General features: G+C 67.8%; 17 protein-coding genes. 15 read left to right on the forward strand and 2 right to left on the reverse strand.

From position 1 onward, the window contains the following. Complete coding sequence (gene cyaY, locus LGM42_RS26885) at positions 1-327, forward strand: iron donor protein CyaY (protein WP_059577339.1); 327 nt, start codon at positions 1-3, stop codon at positions 325-327. Positions 328-407: 80 nt separating this feature from the next. Here cyaY and LGM42_RS26890 read toward each other — a convergent pair whose 3' ends face one another. Next, positions 408-2801, reverse strand: coding sequence for a penicillin-binding protein 1A (locus LGM42_RS26890; protein ID WP_226233761.1), 2394 nt, complete (start codon positions 2799-2801; stop codon positions 408-410). A gap of 220 nt (positions 2802-3021) precedes the next feature. On the opposite strand from LGM42_RS26890, the gene LGM42_RS26895 reads away from it, so the two are divergent. From LGM42_RS26895 to ugpQ, 12 genes are all read left to right on the forward strand, one after another. After that, positions 3022-3945: a competence protein ComA gene (locus LGM42_RS26895; RefSeq protein WP_226233787.1), complete on the forward strand. Its 924-nt coding sequence runs from the start codon at positions 3022-3024 to the stop codon at positions 3943-3945. Next, on the forward strand, positions 3945-4598 hold the full coding sequence (locus LGM42_RS26900; protein ID WP_226233791.1) for a fimbrial protein: 654 nt from the start codon (positions 3945-3947) through the stop codon (positions 4596-4598). Before LGM42_RS26895 ends, LGM42_RS26900 begins: the two co-directional genes overlap by 1 nt. After that, on the forward strand, positions 4595-5461 hold the full coding sequence (locus tag LGM42_RS26905) for a pilus assembly protein (protein WP_226233763.1): 867 nt from the start codon (positions 4595-4597) through the stop codon (positions 5459-5461). Before LGM42_RS26900 ends, LGM42_RS26905 begins: the two co-directional genes overlap by 4 nt. Continuing rightward, a complete protein-coding gene (gene pilQ, locus LGM42_RS26910; protein WP_226233764.1) occupies positions 5458-7083 on the forward strand; it encodes a type IV pilus secretin PilQ in 1626 nt (541 codons plus the stop codon). The genes LGM42_RS26905 and pilQ overlap by 4 nt, the downstream gene beginning before the upstream one ends. 40 nt (positions 7084-7123) lie before the next feature. Further along, on the forward strand, positions 7124-7678 hold the full coding sequence (gene aroK, locus LGM42_RS26915; RefSeq protein WP_059577324.1) for a shikimate kinase AroK: 555 nt from the start codon (positions 7124-7126) through the stop codon (positions 7676-7678). Next, entirely contained in the window at positions 7675-8754 is a 1080-nt protein-coding gene (aroB, locus tag LGM42_RS26920) for a 3-dehydroquinate synthase (protein ID WP_060965485.1), read from the forward strand. Before aroK ends, aroB begins: the two co-directional genes overlap by 4 nt. Before the next feature lie 40 nt (positions 8755-8794). After that, positions 8795-10003, forward strand: a complete 1209-nt coding sequence (locus LGM42_RS26925) for a deoxyguanosinetriphosphate triphosphohydrolase (RefSeq protein WP_059577319.1) — start codon at positions 8795-8797, stop codon at positions 10001-10003. Between the two features lie 88 nt (positions 10004-10091). After that, positions 10092-11426, forward strand: a complete 1335-nt coding sequence (gene ugpB / locus LGM42_RS26930; RefSeq protein ID WP_060315528.1) for a sn-glycerol-3-phosphate ABC transporter substrate-binding protein UgpB — start codon at positions 10092-10094, stop codon at positions 11424-11426. A gap of 96 nt (positions 11427-11522) precedes the next feature. Further along, the gene (gene ugpA / locus LGM42_RS26935) at positions 11523-12407 is read left to right on the forward strand and encodes a sn-glycerol-3-phosphate ABC transporter permease UgpA (RefSeq protein ID WP_060315525.1); all 885 of its coding nucleotides are present in this window, start codon (positions 11523-11525) and stop codon (positions 12405-12407) included. Further along, entirely contained in the window at positions 12404-13249 is an 846-nt protein-coding gene (gene ugpE, locus LGM42_RS26940; RefSeq protein ID WP_059577311.1) for a sn-glycerol-3-phosphate ABC transporter permease UgpE, read from the forward strand. Before ugpA ends, ugpE begins: the two co-directional genes overlap by 4 nt. A 32-nt stretch (positions 13250-13281) precedes the next feature. Beyond that, positions 13282-14367: a sn-glycerol-3-phosphate import ATP-binding protein UgpC gene (locus tag LGM42_RS26945; RefSeq protein WP_059640200.1), complete on the forward strand. Its 1086-nt coding sequence runs from the start codon at positions 13282-13284 to the stop codon at positions 14365-14367. Between the two features lie 26 nt (positions 14368-14393). After that, positions 14394-15164 (forward strand): glycerophosphodiester phosphodiesterase, encoded by a 771-nt coding sequence (gene ugpQ / locus LGM42_RS26950; protein ID WP_060315522.1) that lies wholly within the window; start codon positions 14394-14396, stop codon positions 15162-15164. Between the two features lie 176 nt (positions 15165-15340). Here the strand turns inward: ugpQ and LGM42_RS26955 are convergent, their stop codons facing one another. Continuing rightward, positions 15341-16072, reverse strand: coding sequence for an OmpW/AlkL family protein (locus tag LGM42_RS26955; protein ID WP_059577302.1), 732 nt, complete (start codon positions 16070-16072; stop codon positions 15341-15343). A gap of 193 nt (positions 16073-16265) precedes the next feature. On the opposite strand from LGM42_RS26955, the gene LGM42_RS26960 reads away from it, so the two are divergent. Both LGM42_RS26960 and LGM42_RS26965 read left to right on the forward strand, forming a co-directional pair. Further along, the gene (locus tag LGM42_RS26960; RefSeq protein ID WP_027783329.1) at positions 16266-16979 is read left to right on the forward strand and encodes a transposase; all 714 of its coding nucleotides are present in this window, start codon (positions 16266-16268) and stop codon (positions 16977-16979) included. 288 nt (positions 16980-17267) lie between these two features. Then, entirely contained in the window at positions 17268-21971 is a 4704-nt protein-coding gene (locus LGM42_RS26965; RefSeq protein ID WP_226233766.1) for a glutamate synthase-related protein, read from the forward strand. The last annotated feature ends 81 nt before the right edge of the window (positions 21972-22052 follow it).

Genomic DNA, 22052 nt, shown 5'->3' on the forward strand with positions numbered 1-22052 from the left:
ATGTCCGATACTGAATACCTGGCCCGTGCCGAGGCCGTGCTGGCGGCCGTCGAGCGTACCGTGGACGTCGCGAACGACGGCGATCACGACATCGATCTGGAGCGCAACGGCAGCGTGCTGACGCTGACGTTCGAGAACGGCTCGAAGATCATCGTCAACCTGCAGCCGCCGATGAAGGAAGTGTGGATCGCGGCGAAGGCGGGCGGATTCCACTACCGTTTCGTCGACGGCGCGTGGCGCGATACGCGCACGGGTACCGAGTTCTTCTCGGCGCTCACCGAATACGCGACCCAGCAGGCCGGCCTGCCGATCACGTTCAGCGCGTGACGGCCGGGGCGCTGCGCTCCGAACGTCGTACCAAAAGAAAAAGCGCCCGCGGGCGCTTTTTTCATGGCCGTGGCCGCGCGTCAGTGGCCGCGGAACAGGTTCATGATGTCCTGCTTTTCCTGTTCGTCGACGTGCGGCACCGCTTCGTCGACGTCCTGCGCGGCCGGCGCCTGCGGCACGCCGACCGTCGACACGAAGCCGTGACCGGGCGTGAACTCGGTGAAGTACAGTTCGCCGCCGAGCGACTCCACGCCTTCAGGCACCGTCGGCTTGAACTCCGGCACGCCCTTCAGCGCCGCACCCATGTAGTCGATCCAGACCGGCAGCGACAGGCCGCCGCCGGTTTCGCGATCGCCGAGGCTGCGCGGATTGTCGTAGCCGATCCATGCGATCGCGGCGAGCGTGTGCTGGTAGCCGGCGAACCACGCGTCGTGCGAGTCGTTCGTCGTGCCGGTCTTGCCCGCGAGATCGGTGCGCTTCAGCACGTTGGTCCGCGCGCCCGTGCCGCGCTGCGCGACGCTCTGCAGCAGGCTGTTCATCACGTAGGCGTTGCGCGCATCGATCGCGCGCGGCGCATTCTGCTCGGCGACGAGCGGCTGCGCGCGCGCGACGATCGCGCCGTTCTGATCGGTGACCTCGGCGATCAGGTACGGATTGACGCGGTAGCCGCCGTTCGCGAAGACCGAGTACGCGCCGGCCATCTGCAGCGGCGTGACCTGGCCGGCGCCGAGCGCCATCGGCAGGTAGGCCGGATGGCGCTCGGCGTCGAAGCCGAAGCGCGTGATGTATTGCTGCGCGTATTTCGTGCCGATGTGGTTCAGGATCCGGATCGACACGAGGTTGCGCGAGCGCTGCAGCGCGGTGCGCATCGACATCGGGCCCTCGAAGCCGCCGCCGTAGTTCTTCGGCTCCCACGGCTGGCCGCCCGTTTCCGCGGCGCTGAAATACAGCGGGCCGTCGTTGATCACGGTGGCCGGCCCGAGGCCCTTGTCGAGCGACGCCGAGTAGATGAACGGCTTGAACGACGAACCGGGCTGCCGCCACGCCTGCGTGACGTGGTTGAACTTGTTCTTGTTGTAGTCGAAGCCGCCGACGAGCGAGCGGATCGCCCCGTCCTGCGGGACGATCGACAGGAACGCGCCTTCGACCTGCGGCAACTGCGTGATCGACCACTTGCCGGCATCGCTCTTCACCACGCGGACGATCGCGCCGGGGCGGATGCGGCGGTTCGGCTGCGCGTTGGCGGACAGCGCGCTCGACGCGAAGCGCAGGTTGTCGCCGTCGATCGTCGCATTGCTGCCGTCGATGAACGCGACCGTGATCTGGCGCGGGCTCGCGGCCGTCACGACCGCGGCGATCAGCTCGCCGTTGTCGGGATGCTCGAGCAGCGCGTCGTCGATCGCCTGTTCGCGATCGTCGGCACCGGCCGGCAGCTCGATGAAGCCCTCCGGCCCGCGATAGCCGTGGCGGCGCTCGTAATCCATGATGCCCTTGCGCAGCGCGGTGTATGCGACCTGCTGGTCCGCGGAATCGATCGTCGTGACGACGTTGAAGCCGCGCGTATAGGTTTCCTCGCGATACTGCGCGTACATCATCTGTCTGACCATTTCGGCGACGTACTCGGCGTGCACGCTGAAATCGCGGCCCGGCCCCTTGACGACGAGCGGCTGCGCGGACGCTTCGTCGTACTGCTCTCGCGTGATGAAGTTCAGCTCGAGCATCCGCTCGAGGATGTATTCCTGGCGCACCTTCGCGCGTTTCGGGTTGACGACCGGGTTGTACGCGGACGGCGCCTTCGGCAGCCCCGCGAGCATCGCGGCTTCCGCGAGCGTGATGTCCTTCAGGTCCTTGCCGAAATAGACCCGCGCGGCGCTCGCGAAGCCGTACGCGCGCTGGCCGAGATAGATCTGATTCATGTAGACCTCGAGAATCTGATCCTTCGTCAGCGCGCGCTCGATCCGGTACGCGAGCAGCATCTCGTAGATCTTGCGCGTGTAGGTCTTCTCGCTCGACAGGAAGAAGTTGCGCGCGACCTGCATCGTGATCGTGCTCGCGCCCTGCGACGCGTGGCCGTTCGTCAGCGCGACGAAGCCGGCGCGGATGATGCCGGTGAGGTCGACGCCGCCGTGATCGTAGAAGCGCGCGTCCTCGATCGCGAGGATCGCCTTCTTCAGCGAGTCGGGCACGTCCTTGAAATGGACGACGTCGCGGCGCTCCTCGCCGAATTCGCCGATCAGCACGTGATCGGACGTATAGATGCGCAGCGGCACCTTCGGGCGGTAGTCGGTCAGCGCGTCGAGCGACGGCATGTTCGGCCAGGCCACGACTAGCGCGTAGCCGAGCACGAGGCCGCCGGCCACGACGAGGGCCACGCACATCGCGGCGAAGCCGAGCAGGACTTTGAGCCACCAGGGCCGCTTCTTCGGCTCCGGAGCGGGAGGCGGGGACGTAGGAGTCGTGGATTGCATAGGCATACCGGAAAACAGTCCCGCGATTATAGCTGCCCGGTAAGACCGGCCCTGACGCGGGGGCCGCCCGTCGAAAAGCCGCGGATCGGCGTGCCGTCAGCATAGTCCGTGCACGGCCGCCGCGAGCCCATTCTGGCCGTTTGGCCGACTGTCGGCCGCGCGCGCCGCTTTGCAGAATCAGGTCTCGGAAACGCGGCGTGGGCCGCGACGATCTCGGGAGGCTGGGATGGCAGGACGATGGGTGGCGCGGTTTGTACAGGGCAGGCACCGGTCGACGGGAATCGACGTCGGCGCGCACGAGGTGAGGGTCGCCGTGGTCAGCGGGCGCGGCAGGGGCACGGAGGTGTGCGTCGAGGGGCTCGAGCGGGAACCGGTCGGGCTGGCGGATGGGCCGGAAGACGCGCGCTGGGCAGCGGTCGCGCGATCGCTGGCGGCGGCCGTGTCGCGGCTGTCGGCGTCAGATGTGCGGTGCGACGCGCGCGGCGTGATGGCGCTGCACGATGACGAGATGCGCACCGCGACGCTCGATCTGGCCGGGCGCGGCGACATCGCGGACGCCGCGCGGCAGGCCGCCGAACGCCTCTCGGGGCTGGCGCCGGACAGTCTCGCGTTCGACTGGCGGCACTACGGCGGCGTGCGGTCCGGCGAGATCGCGGTGGCGGTGGCGCCGCTGGCGCTGCTCGAGCGGCGGATCGACGTGGCCGCGCAGGCCGGTATCGACCTGACGGTGATCGACGGCGAGTCGGCCGCCGTGCTGCGTGCGTTGCGCTATGCCGCGCAGTTCGAACCCGGTGCGCAGCGCGACTATGCCGTGCTGTGGTTCTGCGACGCGGGCGTGCGCGGCTGGCGGATCGAGGGCCCGTCGGCCATCCCGGTGCTGACGCTGTCCGGCACGTTGCCGGAAGCGCTTCCCGACGCGTTGCGCCGGCGCGCGCTCGGGGCCGTCCATTGCGTACTCGTCGCCGGGGACGAGCGATGTATCGCCCGCTTCGATACGTCCGTCGCAGAGATTGGCGATGTGCTCGGCACGGCTGTGGTTCCGTTCGACTGCACGGGTTGGGACGGGCAGCCGTGCGTGCGCGCCGGCGTGCGGGGCGGCCCGGCGTTTGCCGTCGCGTTCGGGCTGGCGTTGCGCGGGGTGTGGGAATGATGGCCGGTCACGTGGCGGCAAACGAGGGCGCGGGGGGTGCGGCCGGGCAGGCGGTACAGGCGGTACTCGGCGACTTCAATCTGCTGCCGTACCGCGGGCGGTTGGCGCAGGCGTTGCGGCGCCGCCGGGCCGCGCAGTTCAGTGTGGCGATGCTGCTCGGCGTGCTCGGCGCCGGGCTGTGGACGGGCGCTGCCGTGCTGTCGCGGTGGCGCGTGGACGCCGAGCGCGCCGGCGTGGAGGCGCGGCTGCGGCAGTTGCAGCCACAGGTGGCTGCCGCGACGCGCGCCGCCCATGCCGCCGCCGCCGTCGCGCGGCGCGACGCGCAGGCGGCGGCGCTGGCCGCGCCCTACCGGCGCGTGGCGGGGTTGCTGGCGACCCTGAAGCAGGTGCGTGCCGATCAAGTCCGGCTCGACGCGCTGCGCATGACGTCCACCGGCGCCGTGCTCGATGCGCGCGCCGCGAGTTACCGGGCGGCTGCGCGGTGGCTCGCCGCGATGGCGCGCGAGCAGCGCGACTGGCGGATCGATATAGACACGTTGAAGCCGGCGTCGGATGGGCCGGCTTCGACGGCCGAGATGCCTTTTCGGTTCTCCGTGCAGTTGCGCTGGCACGACGCGACGTCGTCGCGGAAGGTATCGGGAGGTGGCGCATGACGGCGCTCGTGCATCGGCCGGTACCGCTCGAAGGCGCCGCGCCGGGCCGCGTGTCGCGCATGTCGCCGGCGGCCGTGCATGCCGCCGGTTGCGTGCTGGTATTCGCGGCCGTGCTGGCGGGCGGCATTCATCTGGTAAATGCGGCCGACTGGAGCGGGCTTGCCCGTAGTCGCGCGTTGCTTGCCGCGGCGCAGGCGCGTGCGGCCGACGCGCAACGCATGCTTGCATCCGCCGCACAACGGCGCGACGGGCGTCGTGCGTCGACGCGCGACGATCGCTTGCCGCCGGCGCCGGAGTGGGCCGCGCTGATGCTGGAACTGGCCGATCTGGCCGCATCCAGCGGGCTGCAAGGCGTGTCGATCGAACCGCAGCGCGCCGATGGCGCGGCACCGGACGGCAGGCGCACCGTGCATATCGCCGCGGATGGCGGTTTCAGTGCGCTGCTGCATCTGGTTGGCGGGCTGGCGCGCTTTCCGGTGCTGGCCGTTCCGTCGGCGCTGCGTATCGAGCGTGGCGTGTCGGCGGAGCGGGTGGACATGTCCATCGACGTGTTTCCGGCGCTGCCGGCGATATCGGCCGCGGACGGCAACACGCCGGTTCGCGCCTTTGCGCCCGGCGCCGATCCGTTCGGCGAGGCTGGCCTGGCCGAGGCGGCGGGGCACGCCGCGCGCCTTGCCGGCACGATTCGCGATGCGCGTGCCGGTCTCGCGTTGTTCGACGACGGCGACGGCACGTTCACGACCGTTGCACCGGGCGAGGTGTTGGGGGCCGCGCGCGTGGTGCGCGTCGAGCGCGCGGCCGTGATGCTCGCGACGGCGGACGGATCGCAGCGGCTCGTCCTGGACGACGGAGGCCGGCCGTGACGAAGTACCGTTGTGGGGCGCTTGCCATCTGGGCCGGCATGATGGCGGCCGGCGCAAGCGCGTCGTTGCCGCCGCTGCCGGCGGTGTGGCCTGCCGGATCGACGGATGTGCCGGTGCCGCGCTTGCCGCCGCAGGCGGCTGACGGCATGGACGGCGCGGTCGCGCAGGACGCCGGCCCGCCGCCGTTGGAACAGGCGGCGCGTGCGGCGCTGCAGACGGAAACCGCTGCACCGGGCCCCGCGCTGGAGGGACCGCCGATCCCGCTGGCGCCGCCAGCCCGGATGAGCGACGCCGCGGCCCGGCAACCGGGCGATGCGGACGACGCACGGCGGATCTCGCTGAATCTGCAGGGCGTCGGGCTCGCGGCTGCGTTCGACGCGATCGCGCGGTTCACGGGGCTCAACATCGTCGTCGGCGAGCAGGTGCGGGGCACGGTGACGTTACGTCTGAACAATGTCGGCTGGCGCGACGCGTTCGATACGCTGCTCGACACGCACGGGCTCGCGATGTCCCGGCGCGGCAACGTGATCTGGGTCACCCCGGCAGCCGAGCTGGCTGCGCGCGAACGCGAGCGCTTCGACATGCACGCGCGGGCCGCCGATCTGGAGCCGCTCGCGAGCCGTACGTTCGTGCTGCACTATCCGCGCGCGCAGGACGTGCAACGGCTGCTGGCCGGCGCGACCGGCCAACGCCTGCTGTCGAAGCGCGGCGCCGCGGCGGCCGATCCGCGCACGAACCTGCTGTTCGTGACCGATCTCGCGCCGCGCATCGCGCAGATCGCCGGCCTGATCGACGCGATCGACCGACCGTCGCGGCAGGTCCGGATCGAGGCCCGCATCGTCGAAGGCGAGCACGGCTTCTCGCGCAACCTCGGCGCGCGTGTCGCGCTGCGTGCGCAGGGGCGGCCGTCGCCGGCCGACGGCACGCCCTTCACGGCCGACACGCGCAACGCGCTCGATCTCGCCGCGCGGCCGCTCGGCGGCTTCGACGCGGCCACCGCCGGCTTCACGCTGTTCGCCGCGCCGCTCAGCCGCGTACTCGACATCGAGCTGAGCGCGCTGGAGGCGCAGGGCCGGGGCCAGATCGTTTCGCGTCCGCGGGTGGTGACGGCCGACCGCGTCAAGGCCATCGTCGAGCAGGGCTCCGAGCTGCCGTACCAGGCGAAGGTCGGTAATGGCATGAGCGGCGTGCAGTTCCGCCGCGCGACGCTCAAGCTGGAGGTCGAGCCGCAGATCACGCCGGACGGGCGCGTGGTGCTCGATCTCGACGTGACGAAGGACAGCGTCGGGGAGCCGACCGCGGCGGGCCCCGCGATCCATACGAAGCACGTGCAGACGCGCGTCGAGGTCGAGAATGGCGGGACGGTCGCGATCGGCGGCATCTACGAGCAACTGAACCGGAACGATGTGACGCGGGTGCCGCTCTTGGGCAAAATACCGCTTCTGGGCGCGCTTTTCCGGCACCGCGCGCAGCGCGACCAGCGCCACGAACTGGTCGTCTTCATCACGCCGACCGTCGTCGACGCGCGTTGCGGCGCACCCGGCGCGGGCGGCGCGGATGCCGAGGAAACGGGGCCGGAAGCCGCCGGCGCAGGCTCGACAAGGCAGCCGCTTTGCCAGTAAGCTGCGCCACACACCAGCAAGATTGAAGCAGAGGAAGCCGTTGCAAGCGCGGGACCCACATGCAAACGTATTTTTCGTCGGCCTTATGGGAGCGGGTAAGACCACCGTGGGCCGTGCGGTCGCGCGTCGTCTCGACAGGACGTTCTTCGACTCCGACCACGAAATCGAGGCCCGTACGGGCGCGCGCATTCCGGTGATCTTCGAGCTGGAGGGCGAGGCCGGGTTTCGCGATCGTGAAACGCAGGTGATCGCCGATCTTACGCAGCGCGAGAACATCGTGCTCGCCACGGGCGGCGGCGCGGTGCTGCGCCCGGAAAATCGCGACAGCCTGAAAAGCCACGGCATCGTCGTCTACCTGCGCGCCAATCCGCACGATCTGTGGCTGCGCACGCGCAAGGACAAGAACCGCCCGCTGTTGCAGACGGAAGATCCGAAGGGGCGTCTCGAAGCGCTGTATGAAGTGCGCGACCCGCTGTACCGCGAATGCGCGGATTTCGTCATCGAGACCGGCCGCCCGTCGGTCAACGGCCTCGTCAACATGGTGCTGATGCAACTCGAACTGGCCGGCGTCATCGCCAAGCCGCTACAAGCATGATTACAGTCAACGTCGATCTGGGCGACCGCGCCTATCCGATTCATATTGGCGCCGGCCTGATCGGCCGCGCCGAGCTGTTCGCGCCGCACATCAAGGGTTCGTCCGTCACGATCGTCACGAACACGACGGTCGATCCGCTCTACGGCGACGCGCTGCGCGCGGCGCTCGCGCCGCTCGGCAAGCGCGTGTCGACGGTCGTGCTGCCGGACGGAGAGGCGTACAAGAACTGGGAAACGCTGAACCTGATCTTCGACGGCCTGCTGACGGATCACGCCGATCGCAAGACGACGCTCGTCGCGCTCGGCGGCGGCGTGGTCGGCGACATGACCGGCTTTGCCGCCGCGTGCTACATGCGCGGCGTGCCGTTCATCCAGGTGCCGACGACGCTGCTGTCGCAGGTCGATTCGTCGGTCGGCGGCAAGACGGGCATCAACCATCCGCTCGGCAAGAACATGATCGGCGCGTTCTACCAGCCGCAGGCCGTGATCGCGGACATCGGCGCGCTGACGACGCTGCCCGATCGCGAACTGGCGGCCGGCGTCGCCGAAGTCATCAAGACGGGCGCGATCGCCGATGCCGAGTTCTTCGACTGGATCGAGGCGAACGTCGATGCGCTGAACCGTCGCGAACCCGCGGCGCTCGCGCATGCGGTGAAGCGTTCATGCGAGATCAAGGCGAGCGTCGTCGCGGCCGACGAGCGCGAAGGCGGCCTGCGCGCGATCCTGAACTTCGGCCACACGTTCGGCCATGCGATCGAGGCCGGGCTCGGCTACGGCGAATGGCTGCACGGCGAGGCGGTCGGCTGCGGGATGGTGATGGCGGGCGACCTGTCGGTGCGGCTCGGCCTCCTCGACGAAGCGTCGCGGCAACGCCTCGATGCGGTGATCGCGGCCGCGCACCTGCCGACCCGCGGGCCCGCGCTCGGCGACGCGCGCTACATGGATCTGATGCGCGTCGACAAGAAGGCCGAGGCCGGCGCGATCAAGTTCATCCTGCTGAAGCGATTCGGCGATACGTTGATCACGCAGGCGCCGGACGAAGCGGTATTCGCTACACTGGCGCAGACGACCGGCTAACGGCGCCCGGATTCGCCGGCGCCGCCGACATGGAGGAGACGTGAGCGAGACATCCAGCAGCACACTGCCCGAAGCCAGCCGCGCATCCGCCGCGCCGGTGGCCGAGCCGCCGACGCTCGCGGCGCTGGAAGCCCATCTCGCTCCGTATGCCGCGCACGCGTCGCAGTCGCGCGGCCGCCGCCATCCGGAACCGCCGCCGGCGGCGCGCACCGAGTTCCAGCGCGATCGCGACCGCATCGTCCATTCGACCGCGTTTCGCCGGCTCGAATACAAGACCCAGGTCTTCGTCAATCACGAAGGCGACCTGTTCCGCACCCGCCTTACGCACAGCCTCGAAGTCGCGCAGATCGCGCGCTCGGTCGCACGCAACCTGCGACTGAACGAGGATCTCGTCGAAGCGATCTCGCTCGCGCACGATCTCGGCCATACGCCGTTCGGCCATGCCGGGCAGGACGCGCTGAATGCGTGCATGCGCGAGCACGGCGGCTTCGAGCACAACCTGCAGAGCCTCGCCGTGGTCGACGAGCTCGAGGAGCACTACGGCGCGTTCAACGGGCTGAACCTGTGCTTCGAGACGCGCGAAGGCATCCTGAAGCACTGCTCGCGCGAGAATGCGCGCAAGCTCGGCGCGCTCGGCGAGCGCTTCCTGCAGGGCCGCCAGCCGTCGCTCGAGGCGCAGCTCGCGAACATCGCCGACGAGATCGCCTACAACAACCACGACGTCGACGACGGCCTGCGCTCGGGCCTGATCACGATCGAGCAGCTCGCGGAAGTCGAGCTGTGGCAGCGCCACTACGAAGCGGCGCTCGCCGAATTCCCGCACCTCGAAGGCCGCCGTCTCGTGCACGAGACGGTGCGCCGCATCATCAACACGCTGATCGTCGACCTGATCGACGAGACCACGCGCAATCTCGCCCGCGTCGCGCCCGCGTCGCTCGACGACGTGCGCGCCGCGCCGCCGCTCGTGTCGCATAGCCCCGAGGTCGCCGCGCAGGCGGCCGCCCTCAAGCGCTTCCTGTTCAAGAACCTGTATCGCCACTACAAGGTGATGCGCATGGCGAGCAAGGCGCAACGCGTCGTCACGGGGCTGTTCGACGCGTTCATCGACGATCCGCGCCTGCTGCCGCCGCCGTATCAGTCCGACGACGCGGCGCAGCAGCCGCGTCTCGTCGCGCACTACATCGCCGGCATGACCGACCGCTTCGCGCTGAAGGAATATCAGCGGCTGTTCGTCGTCAACGACAACTGACTGTCATAAACGATCACTAGACTTCGCCGGTTCAATGGCGACGGGAATGTTGCACACGCTGTTGGTAACGTTTTCATAGGAGAGGTCGATGAAGAAGAAGCCTGCGGGGACACTGGTTCGTTCGATCGCGCTCGGCGGCGCGCTGCTGTTCGGCGCGCAGCACGTCGCGCTCGCCGCGACGGAAATCCAGTTCTGGCATGCGATGGAAGCCGCGCTCGGCGAGCGGGTCAACGCGATCGCCGACCAGTTCAACGCGTCGCAAAGCGATTACAAGATCGTGCCGGTCTTCAAGGGCACTTACGACCAGGCGCTCGCGGCCGGCATCGCGGCCTATCGCAGCGGCAACGCGCCGGCGATCCTCCAGGTCTATGAAGTCGGTACGGCGACGATGATGCAGGCGAAGAAGGCGGTCGTGCCGGTCTACGACGTGTTCAAGCAGGCCGGCGTGACGCTCGACGAAAAGGCGTTCGTGCCGACCATCGCGAGCTACTACAGCGACGCGAAGACGGGCCACCTCGTCTCGATGCCGTTCAACAGCTCGACGCCGGTGCTGTACTACAACAAGGACGCGTTCAAGAAGGCCGGCCTCGATCCGAACCAGCCGCCGAAGACGTGGGCCGACGTGAAGGCCGACGCCGAGAAACTGCGCAAGTCGGGCATGGCGTGCGGCTTCACGACCGGGTGGCAGGGCTGGATCCAGCTCGAAAACTACAGCGCGTGGCACGGGCTGCCGTTCGCGAGCCGCAACAACGGCTTCGACGGCACCGATGCCGTGCTCGAGTTCAACAAGCCGCAGCAGGTCGCGCACCTCTCGTTCCTCCAGCAAATGGCGAAGGACGGCACGTTCACGTACGCGGGCCGCAAGGACGAAGCGTCGGCGAAGTTCTACAGCGGCGACTGCGGGATCCTGACGACGTCGTCGGGCGCGCTCGCGAACGTGCAGAAGTTCGCGAAGTTCAGCTACGGCACGGGGATGATGCCGTACGACGCGAACGTGAAGGGCGCGCCGCAGAACGCGATCATCGGCGGCGCAAGCCTGTGGGTGCTGGCCGGCAAGGATCCGGCGACCTACAAGGGTGTGGCCAAATTCCTCGCGTACCTGGCTTCGCCGCCCGTCGCCGCGAAGTGGCACCAGGACACGGGCTACCTGCCGGTCACGACCGCTGCATACGACCTGACGCGCCAGCAGGGTTTCTACGCGAAGAACCCGAGCGCCGAAACTGCGATCAAGCAGATGCTGAACAAGCCGCCGCTGCCGTACACGAAGGGGCTGCGGCTGGGCAACATGCCGCAGATCCGCACGATCGTCGACGAGGAGTTCGAACAGGTCTGGGCGCAGAAGAAGACGCCGAAGGACGCGCTCGATTCGGCCGCGTCGCGCGGCGACGAACTGCTGCGCCGCTTCGAGAAGTCGGGCGGCTGAGCACGCATCGCGTCGTGCCGCCGGCTGCGCCGCGCGTGAGCGCGTGCCGTCCGGCGGCGCGGTTTCCCTTCCGTTTCGCCTGACCGGACACCCGCGATGCAATCCCGTTCCCGTTTCGGTACGAGCCCGGTGCCGTATCTGCTGATCGCGCCGCAGCTCGCGATCACCGCCGTATTTTTCCTGTGGCCCGCCGGCGTCGCGTTGTGGCAATCCACGCAGACGCAGGACGCGTTCGGCACGTCGAGCGAATTCGTCGGCCTCGCGAACTTCACGCACCTGTTCGCCGATCCGCTGTATCTCGATTCGTTCCGCACGACGCTCGTGTTCAGTTCGCTCGTCACGGTGAGCGGCCTCGTCGTGTCGCTGCTGCTGGCCGCCTGCGCCGATCGCGTGATCCGCGGCGCGCGCGCGTACCGCACGCTGCTGATCTGGCCGTACGCGGTCGCGCCGACGATCGCGGCCGTGTTGTGGGCGTTCCTGTTCAACCCGAGCATCGGCCTGATCACCTATGCGCTCGCGAAGGGCGGCATCGTCTGGAACCACGCGCTGAACGGCGAGCAGGCGATGTTCCTCGTCGTGCTGGCGTCGGTGTGGAAGCAGGTGAGCTACAACTTCCTGTTCTTCTACGCGGGGCTGCAGGCGATCCCGCGCTCGCTGATCGAGGCGGCGGCGATCGACGGCGCGGGGCCGGTGCGGCGCTTCTTCAACATCGTGCTGCCGCTGCTGTCGCCGACGAGCTTCTTCCTGCTGGTCGTGAACCTCGTCTACGCGTTCTTCGACACGTTTCCGGTGATCGACGCGGCCACCGGCGGCGGCCCGGCGCAGAGCACCAAGACGCTGATCTACAAGATCTTCGCGGAGGGCTTCCAGGGGCTCGACATCGGCAGCTCGGGCGCGCAGTCGGTCGTGCTGATGATCATCGTCGTCGCGCTCACGGTGATCCAGTTCCGCTTCGTCGAACGCAGGGTGCAATACGCATGATCGAAAATCGCAAGGGCTTCGACCTGTTCTGCCACGCGGTGCTGATCGCCGGCGTCGTGCTGATCGTGTTCCCTGTCTACGTCGCGTTCTGCGCGGCGACGATGAACGCGCAGGAAGTGTTCACGGTGCCGCTGTCGCTCGTGCCGAGCACGCACCTGTTCGAGAACGTCGCGTACATCTGGGGGCACGGCAGCGGCGGCACGACGGCGCCGTTCGGCCGCCTGCTCGTGAACAGCTTCGCGATGGCGCTCGGGATCGCGGTCGGCAAGATCGCGGTGTCGATCCTTTCCGCGTACGCGATCGTCTATTTCCGCTTTCCGTTTCGCAACACGGCGTTCTGGCTGATCTTCGTCACGCTGATGCTGCCGGTGGAAGTGCGGATCTTCCCGACCGTGCAGGTCGTGTCGACGCTGCATCTGACGAACACCTATGCGGGGCTCACGCTGCCGCTGATCGCGTCGGCGACCGCGACGTTCCTGTTCCGCCAGTTCTTCATGACGCTGCCCGACGAGCTGATGGATGCCGCGCGCATCGACGGCGCGGGGCCGCTGCGCTTTTTCTGGGACGTCGTGCTGCCGCTGTCGAAGACGAGTATCGCGGCGCTGTTCGTGATCACGTTCATCTACGGCTGGAACCAGTATCTTTGGCCGATCCTGATCACGACGGAAGCGTCGCTATCGACGGCGGTGGTGGGCATCAAGACGATGATCGCGAGCGGCGACGCCGCGACCGAATGGCAATACGTGATGGCGGCGACGCTGCTGGCGATGGTTCCGCCGCTCGTCGTCGTGCTGGCGATGCAGCGCTGGTTCGTGCGCGGCCTCGTCGATTCCGAGAAATGAACGACCGACGGTAACCGGGAGAAGGATCAGGTATGGCTGCGCTGAGCTTGAAGGGCGTCAGGAAATCCTACGACGGCAAGCAGCACGTGCTGCACGGCATCGACGTGGAGATCGCCGACGGCGAATTCATCGTGCTGGTCGGCCCGTCGGGCTGCGGCAAGTCGACGTTGCTGCGGATGATCGCGGGGCTCGAGAGCGTGACCGACGGCGAGATCGCGATCGGCGACCGGGTCGTCAACGCGCTGGAGCCGAAGGACCGCGACATCGCGATGGTGTTCCAGAACTATGCGCTGTACCCGCACATGACGGTCGCGCAGAACATGGGCTACGGGCTGAAGATTCGCGGGATCGAGCGCGCGACGATCGATTCGCGGGTGGCCGCGGCCGCGAAGATCCTCGAGCTCGAGCCGCTGCTCGCGCGGCGGCCGCGCGAACTGTCGGGCGGCCAGCGGCAGCGCGTCGCGATGGGGCGCGCGATCGTGCGCGAGCCGTCGGTGTTCCTGTTCGACGAGCCGTTGTCGAACCTCGACGCGAAGCTGCGCGTGCAGATGCGGCTCGAGATCCAGCGGCTGCATGCGCGGCTCGCGACGACGAGCGTGTACGTGACGCACGACCAGATCGAGGCGATGACGCTCGCGCAGCGCGTGATCGTGATGAACCGCGGCTACGCGGAGCAGATCGGCGCGCCGGTCGACGTGTACGAGAAGCCGGCGACGGTGTTCGTCGCGGGCTTCATCGGCTCGCCCGCGATGAACCTGCTGCATGGCCGGCTGTCGGAAGACGGCGCGACCTTCACCGTCGCGGGCGGCGGTCCGGCTTTGCCGGTCGCCGGCGCGCCCGGCATCGGCAGCGAGATCGCCACCGGGCGCGACTGGGTGCTCGGCGTGCGTCCCGAACACATGACGCCGCAGCCGGGCGCGGCGCACGCGACGCTGCCGGTCGATTCGTGCGAACTGCTCGGCGCGGACAATCTCGCACACGGCCGCTGGGGCGATCACGACGTCGCGGTGCGCCTGCCGCACGCGGACCGCCCCGCGCGTGGCACGGCGCTGGCGGCCGCGCTGCCCGCGCACCGGCTGCATTTCTTCGATCCCGAGACCGGCAGGCGTGCCGGCTGAAACCGTTCGACCGACGGAGACCGACGATGACGATCCGTACCGACTGGCCCTATCCGCGCGTCGTCGCCCATCGCGGCGGTGGCACGCTCGCGCCGGAGAACACGCTGGCCGCGCTCGACGAGGGCGCGCGGCGCGGTCACCGGATGGTCGAGTTCGACGCGAAGCTGTCGGCCGACGACGTGACCTTCCTGCTGCACGACGACACGGTCGACCGGACGTCGAACGGCCATGGCGCGGCGGCAGGCATGCGTTATGCGGCGCTGGCCGCGCTCGACGCGGGCGCGTGGCGCGATGCGCGCTTCGCGGGCGAGCGGATGCCGACGCTCGAGGCGGCGGCGGCGCGCTGCATCGCGCACGGGCTGGCCGCGAACGTCGAGATCAAGCCGTGCCCGGGGCGCGAGCGCGAAACCGGGCAACGCGTGGCGGCCGACGCGGCCGCATACTGGCGCGGCGCCGCCGTGGCGCCGCTGCTGTCGTCGTTCTCGTTCGACGCGCTGCGACAGGCACGCGCGAGCGCGCCCACGCTGCCGCGCGGGATGCTCTACGAAGTCGTGCCGGACGACTGGCGCGCGCAGGTGATCGACGCGCTCGACTGCGTATCGTTGCACGCAGACCACACCCGGCTCGACGAACCGCTCGTTCGCGCGATCAAGCGCGCCGGATTGCGCATCCTGGTTTACACGGTGAACGACCTCGAACGGGCGCGCGAGCTCGCGCGCTGGGGCGTCGATGCCGTCTGCACGGACCGTATCGACCTGATCGCGCCCGATGCGCTGGACGACATCGACGTCGTCTGACCGCCACGGCGGCGGCGGTGCCCGGTGAAACCCTTGCCCGAAACGTGCCGGACGCGAAAAAACGACGCCCCGGCGGGATGCCCGCCGGGGCGTTTTGCATCGTGGAGACGTTACGCCAGGAAAATTCCGCTACAAATTGCAGCAGGATTAACCATTCCCCAAATATTCGACTACGCTTAGAAGCGATAGCCGACGTTCAGGTACGTGACGATCGGGTTCAGCGAGATGTGGGCCTTCGACGTTTCCGTCAGCGTGCCGACCGGCGTGCGGCGGGCCGTCGTGAAGGTCGCGGTCACGCTGACCGGGATGTACGAGAGCGACAGGCCGGCGAACCAGTGTTTCGTGAAGTTGTACGTGAAGCCGGCGTTGAAGACGGGCGCCCACTGGTTGCTGGTCGTCGCGCTGGTCGGGCCGCCGAGCACGCCGTTCTCGAAGCTGCCGTTCGTGATCTTCGCGCCGGTGAACCAGACGTACGTTGCGCCGATGCCGACATACGGACGGAACTTCGCGTTGGCGTCGTTGAAGTGGTAGCGAAGCAGTACGGCGGGGCTCCACTGGTACGCACGGCCGAGCACGCCGAATCTTTCGAACTGACCCTTGCCGGTGATGTCGAACTTCGGCGGTATCCCCATGACGAGCTCGGTGGAGATATGGTCGGTGACGAAGTAGCCAGCCGCGAGCCCGAGCGTATCGGCGTCGTTGATGCCGGCGCCGGTATTGGGAATCGACTGGTTGATGGGCGTGCCGCCTACGCCATAGACGAACAGCGGGTCGCTGCTGTCCTGCGGCGAAAGGTGCAGCCAGCCGGTGCTGACGTAGAAATCGCCTGCGGATTGTGCGTGTGCCGGACCGCCCGCTAACGTGAATGCGAGCGCAGCGGCCCCCGTAATGGCCAGTTTTCGTTTCATTGTGTCTCCTCCGATCAAAGGCGTGCTCATTATGACGACTGCGTTTAAAACCAAACAAGCTCGTAAGTTAGAGTTTTCACCCTAGGATTCGCACGACCGTACGCTTCCGCGCCCTGACAGGACAGGCATTCTACGCAGGTGCGCATTTTCGGACCTCCGGGTATTTCCTAACGCGTTCAAACGGACATTCAGCATGGCACGGTTAGCACGACTCTACGTTCCCGACCAGCCGCAGCACGTGATACTGCGCGGCCTGGATCAGCAACCCGCGTTCGTCGACGACCAGGACTACGAACTCTTCATCGATTGCCTGAAGGCCGCCGCACGCGATCATCACCTGTCGGTGCATGCCTACGTGCTGCTGCCGCGCCAGGTGCAACTGCTCGTGACGCCGAGCGACGAGGCCAGCCTGCCGAAGGCGATGCAGGCCGTCGGCCGTCGCTACGTCGCGCATTTCAACCGGCGCTATTCGCGGCGCGGCACCCTGTGGGAAGGCCGCTATCGCGCGACGGTGATCGAAGGCGAGCGCTATTTCCTGCTCGCGAGCCGCGTGGTCGAGATGAGCCCGGTGCGCTCGCAGCTCGTCGCGACGCCCGAGGCCTATCGCTGGTCGAGCTACCGGCATCACGTCGGGCTCACCGTCGACAGCCTGATCACCGACCATCCGCTCTACTGGGCGCTCGGCAACACGCCGTTCGACCGCCAGCGCGCGTACAAGGAGCTGTGCGAGCAGCCGCTCGACGAGCGGCAGGCCGACCAGTTGCAGCAGGCGACGCTGAAGGGCTGGGTGCTCGGCGGCGAGAATTACCGCGAGTGGGCGGCGCGCACCGCCAACCGGCGCGTCTCGCCGTTGCCGCGCGGACGCCCCAGAAAGGTGCGCGAGAACACGCCGCCGATCCAGCAGTAATGCCGGAAAGGCGGGCCAGGAGCGGCGCTGCGGGCGCCGCTTCTTTTTGCACCAAAACGATACGTCCCCAATAAAACGGCACCGGATCGAGGCATTGGTTTAATTGGGGTTCGATCAAGCGGTTTTTGTTGCTATTCCCTTGATTCGTCGCGTATATTCCGAATTCCGGTGGCCCGGGCGAAGCTTGCCCAACCACTGTCGGCCGCGCCGTCTCCCTCGGGAAGCGGGATCGACGGCAACAAGAAAACGGTTCAACGGCCTCCAGGCCCCCTTTACGACGGTGTCCCCATGAACGACCACCAGCAGCCGCTCGCCGCGGTGCCCGCCGCACAAGGTCTGTACGACCCGCAAAACGAACACGACGCCTGCGGCGTCGGCTTCGTCGCTCACATCAAAGGCAAGAAGAGCCACGAGATCATCCAGCAGGGCCTGAAGATCCTCGAGAACCTCGATCACCGCGGCGCGGTCGGCGCCGATCCGCTGATGGGCGACGGCGCGGGCATCCTGATCCAGATTCCGGACGCGTTCTATCGCGAGGAAATGGCGAAGCAGGGCATCGACCTGCCGCCGGCCGGCGAATACGGGGTCGGGATGATCTTCCTGCCGAAGGAAAACGCGTCGCGTCTCGCGTGCGAGCAGGAGCTCGAGCGCACGGTGAAGGCCGAAGGCCAGGTCGTGCTCGGCTGGCGCGACGTGCCGGTCGACCATGCGATGCCGATCTCGCCGACGGTCAAGGCGAGCGAGCCGCTGATCCGCCAGATCTTCATCGGCCGCGGCAAGGACATCATGGTGACGGACGCGCTCGAGCGGAAGCTGTACGTGATCCGCAAGACGGCGAGCCACCGCATCCAGGCGCTGAAGCTCAAGCACGGCAAGGAATACTTCGTGCCGTCGATGTCGGCGCGCACGGTCGTCTACAAGGGCCTGCTGCTGGCCGGCCAGGTCGGCGTGTACTACCGCGACCTGCAGGACGAGCGTGTCGTGTCCGCGCTCGCGCTCGTGCACCAGCGCTTCTCGACCAACACGTTCCCGGCGTGGGAGCTTGCTCACCCGTACCGGATGATCGCGCACAACGGCGAGATCAACACCGTGAAGGGCAACGTGAACTGGCTGAACGCGCGTACCGGCGCGATCGCGTCGCACGTGCTGGCCGACGATCTGCCGAAGCTGTGGCCGCTGATCTACCCGGGCCAGTCCGACACCGCGTCGTTCGACAACTGTCTCGAGCTGCTGGTGATGGCCGGCTACCCGCTCGTGCACGCGGTGATGATGATGATCCCGGAAGCGTGGGAACAGCACACGCTGATGGACGAGAACCGCCGCGCGTTCTACGAATATCACGCCGCGATGATGGAGCCGTGGGACGGCCCGGCCGCGATCGCGTTCACCGACGGCCGCCAGATCGGCGCGACGCTCGACCGTAACGGCCTGCGCCCGGCGCGCTACATCGTGACCGACGACGACCTCGTCATCATGGCGTCGGAAGCCGGCACGCTGCCGATCCCCGAATCGAAGATCGTCAAGAAGTGGCGCCTGCAGCCGGGCAAGATGTTCCTGATCGACATGGAACACGGCCGCATCATCGACGACAAGGAACTGAAGGACAACCTCGCGAACGCGAAGCCGTACAAGAGCTGGATCGACGCCGTGCGCATCAAGCTCGACGAGATCGAGCCGAAGGCCGAGGAAGTCGCGGCCGGCCGCACGCAGGGCGCCGCGCTGCTCGACCGCCAGCAGGCGTTCGGGTACACGCAGGAAGACCTGAAGTTCCTGATGGCGCCGATGGCGCAGCAGGGTGAGGAAGCCGTCGGTTCGATGGGCAACGACTCGCCGCTCGCGGTGATGTCGAACAAGAACAAGACGCTCTATCACTACTTCAAGCAACTGTTCGCGCAGGTGACGAACCCGCCGATCGACCCGATCCGCGAGAACATGGTGATGTCGCTCGTGTCGTTCATCGGCCCGAAGCCGAACCTGCTCGACACGAACAACATCAACCCGCCGATGCGGCTCGAAGTGTCGCAGCCGGTGCTCGACTTCAAGGACATCGCGAAGATCCGCGCGATCGACCAGTACACGGGCGGCAAGTTCAGCGCATACGAGCTGAACATCTGCTATCCGGTCGCGTGGGGCAAGGAAGGCATCGAGGCGCGCCTCGCGTCGCTGTGCGCGGAAGCCGTCGACGCGGTGAAGTCGGGCTACAACATCCTGATCGTGTCGGACCGCAAGACGGATGCCGAGCACGTCGCGATTCCGGCGCTGCTCGCCACGTCGGCGATCCACACGCACCTCGTCCAGCAAGGGCTGCGCACGAGCACGGGCCTCGTCGTCGAGACGGGCTCCGCACGTGAAACGCACCACTTCGCGCTGCTCGCGGGCTACGGCGCGGAAGCCGTGCACCCGTACCTCGCGATGGAAACGCTCGCGAAGATGGCCGAGGGGCTGCCGGGCGACCTGTCGCCGGAGAAGGCCGTCTACAACTTCACGAAGGCGGTCGGCAAGGGCCTGCAGAAGGTGATGTCGAAGATGGGCATCTCGACGTACATGTCGTACACGGGCGCGCAGATCTTCGAAGCACTCGGCCTGTCGAGCGACCTCGTCGAGAAGTACTTCAAGGGCACGGCGTCGAAGGTCGGCGGCATCGGCCTGTTCGAAGTCGCGGAAGAGGCGATCCGCCTGCACCGCGACGCATTCGGCGACAACCCGGTGCTGCGCGACATGCTCGACGCGGGCGGCGAGTACGCGTACCGCGTGCGCGGCGAAGACCACATGTGGACGCCGGATTCGATCGCGAAGCTGCAGCACGCGACGCGCAGCAACTCGTACCAGACGTACAAGGAATACGCGCACCTGATCAACGACCAGACCAAGCGTCACATGACGTTCCGCGGCCTGTTCGAGTTCAAGGTCGAGCCGACCAGGGCGATCCCGATCGAAAACGTCGAGCCGGCGAAGGAGATCGTCAAGCGCTTCGCGACGGGCGCGATGTCGCTCGGTTCGATCAGCACCGAAGCGCACGCGACGCTCGCGGTCGCGATGAACCGGATCGGCGGCAAGTCGAACACCGGCGAAGGCGGCGAGGACGAAAAGCGCTATCGCAACGAACTGCGCGGCATTCCGATCAAGGCGGGCGAGACGCTGAAGTCGGTGATCGGCGACGAGATCGTCAGCGACATTGCGCTGAAGGACGGCGATTCGCTGCGCTCGAAGATCAAGCAGGTCGCGTCGGGCCGCTTCGGCGTCACCGCCGAGTACCTCGCGTCGGCCGACCAGATCCAGATCAAGATGGCGCAGGGCGCGAAGCCGGGCGAAGGCGGCCAGCTGCCGGGCCACAAGGTGTCCGAATACATCGGCAAGCTGCGTTACTCGGTGCCGGGCGTCGGCCTGATCTCGCCGCCGCCGCACCACGACATCTACTCGATCGAGGATCTGGCGCAACTGATCCACGATCTGAAGAACGTGAACCCGAGCGCGAGCATCTCCGTGAAGCTCGTGTCGGAAGTGGGCGTGGGCACGGTCGCGGCCGGCGTCGCGAAGGCGAAGGCCGATCACGTCGTGATCGCCGGTCATGACGGCGGCACGGGCGCGTCGCCGCTGTCGTCGGTCAAGCATGCGGGCACGCCGTGGGAACTCGGCCTCGCCGAAACGCAGCAGACACTGGTGCTGAACCGCCTGCGCGGCCGCATCCGCGTGCAGGCCGACGGCCAGATGAAGACGGGCCGCGACGTCGTGATCGGCGCGCTGCTCGGCGCGGACGAATTCGGCTTCGCGACGGCGCCGCTCGTCGTCGAGGGCTGCATCATGATGCGCAAGTGCCACCTGAACACGTGCCCGGTCGGCGTCGCGACGCAGGACCCGGTGCTGCGTGCGAAGTTCAAGGGCCAGCCCGAGCACGTCGTGAACTACTTCTTCTTCGTCGCGGAGGAAGTGCGCGAGATCATGGCGCAGCTCGGCATCGCGAAGTTCGACGACCTGATCGGCCGCGCCGACCTGCTCGATACGCGCAAGGGCATCGAGCACTGGAAGGCGAAGGGCCTCGACTTCTCGCGCGTGTTCTACCAGCCGGAAGAATGCGAGGACGTCGCGCGCCGTCACGTCGACGTGCAGGATCACGGCCTCGAACGCGCGCTCGACCACGTGCTGATCGAGAAGGCGAAGGCGGCGATCGAGAACGGCGAGCACGTGTCGTTCATCCAGCCGGTGCGCAACGTGAACCGGACGGTCGGCGCGATGCTGTCGGGCGTGATCGCGAAGCAGCACGGCCACGACGGCCTGGCCGACGACGCGGTGCACATCCAGCTGAAGGGCACGGCCGGCCAGAGCTTCGGCGCGTTCCTCGCGAAGGGCGTGACGCTCGACCTCGTCGGCGACGGCAACGACTACGTCGGCAAGGGCCTGTCGGGCGGCCGGATCATCATCCGTCCGACCAACGACTTCCGCGGCAAGTCCGAGGAAAACATCATCTGCGGCAACACGGTGATGTACGGCGCGATCGAAGGCGAAGCCTTCTTCCGCGGCGTGGCCGGCGAGCGCTTCTGCGTGCGCAACTCGGGCGCGACGGCGGTCGTCGAAGGCACGGGCGACCACGGCTGCGAATACATGACGGGCGGCACGGTCGTCGTGCTCGGCGAGACGGGGCGCAACTTCGCGGCCGGCATGTCGGGCGGCCTCGCGTACATCTACGATCCGGAAGGCACGTTCGCGGCGAAGTGCAACAAGTCGATGGTCGCGCTCGAGCCGGTGCTGCAGCAGGCCGAGCAGGAGCGCACGGTCGACCGCGCGCTCTGGCACGCAGGCACGACCGACGAAGCGCTGCTCAAGGGGCTCGTCGAGCGTCATTTCCAGTTCACGGGTTCGCCGCGCGCGAAGTCGCTGCTGGAAAACTGGGACGCGGCGCGCCGCCAGTTCGTGAAGGTGTTCCCGCACGAATACAAGCGCGCGCTGGGCGAGATCGGTGCGAAGAAGGCGGCGAAGGAAGTGCTGGCCGCCTGAGCGACGAACGACATAGCGAATGCCGCGCGCGCCTGACGGCCGCGCGCGGCTCCCCCACCCGATACACCGAACAGAAGAGCA

Origin of the sequence: Burkholderia sp. AU39826 (genome assembly GCF_020419965.1) — a bacterium.
GTDB lineage: Bacteria > Pseudomonadota > Gammaproteobacteria > Burkholderiales > Burkholderiaceae > Burkholderia > Burkholderia semiarida.

Excerpts from the sequence above, each read along its gene's own strand:
- LGM42_RS26945 (WP_059640200.1), top strand. The coding sequence starts at position 13,282 with ATGGCTGCGCTGAGCTTGAAGGGCGTCAGGAAATCCTACGACGGCAAG.
- LGM42_RS26890 (WP_226233761.1), bottom strand. The coding sequence starts at position 2,801 with ATGCCTATGCAATCCACGACTCCTACGTCCCCGCCTCCCGCTCCGGAG.
- LGM42_RS26965 (WP_226233766.1), top strand. The coding sequence starts at position 17,268 with ATGAACGACCACCAGCAGCCGCTCGCCGCGGTGCCCGCCGCACAAGGT.
- ugpB (WP_060315528.1), top strand. The coding sequence starts at position 10,092 with ATGAAGAAGAAGCCTGCGGGGACACTGGTTCGTTCGATCGCGCTCGGC.
- LGM42_RS26900 (WP_226233791.1), top strand. The coding sequence starts at position 3,945 with ATGGCCGGTCACGTGGCGGCAAACGAGGGCGCGGGGGGTGCGGCCGGG.
- ugpA (WP_060315525.1), top strand. The coding sequence starts at position 11,523 with ATGCAATCCCGTTCCCGTTTCGGTACGAGCCCGGTGCCGTATCTGCTG.
- LGM42_RS26960 (WP_027783329.1), top strand. The coding sequence starts at position 16,266 with ATGGCACGGTTAGCACGACTCTACGTTCCCGACCAGCCGCAGCACGTG.
- ugpE (WP_059577311.1), top strand. The coding sequence starts at position 12,404 with ATGATCGAAAATCGCAAGGGCTTCGACCTGTTCTGCCACGCGGTGCTG.
- aroB (WP_060965485.1), top strand. The coding sequence starts at position 7,675 with ATGATTACAGTCAACGTCGATCTGGGCGACCGCGCCTATCCGATTCAT.
- cyaY (WP_059577339.1), top strand. The coding sequence starts at position 1 with ATGTCCGATACTGAATACCTGGCCCGTGCCGAGGCCGTGCTGGCGGCC.
- LGM42_RS26895 (WP_226233787.1), top strand. The coding sequence starts at position 3,022 with ATGGCAGGACGATGGGTGGCGCGGTTTGTACAGGGCAGGCACCGGTCG.
- ugpQ (WP_060315522.1), top strand. The coding sequence starts at position 14,394 with ATGACGATCCGTACCGACTGGCCCTATCCGCGCGTCGTCGCCCATCGC.
- LGM42_RS26905 (WP_226233763.1), top strand. The coding sequence starts at position 4,595 with ATGACGGCGCTCGTGCATCGGCCGGTACCGCTCGAAGGCGCCGCGCCG.
- LGM42_RS26955 (WP_059577302.1), bottom strand. The coding sequence starts at position 16,072 with ATGAAACGAAAACTGGCCATTACGGGGGCCGCTGCGCTCGCATTCACG.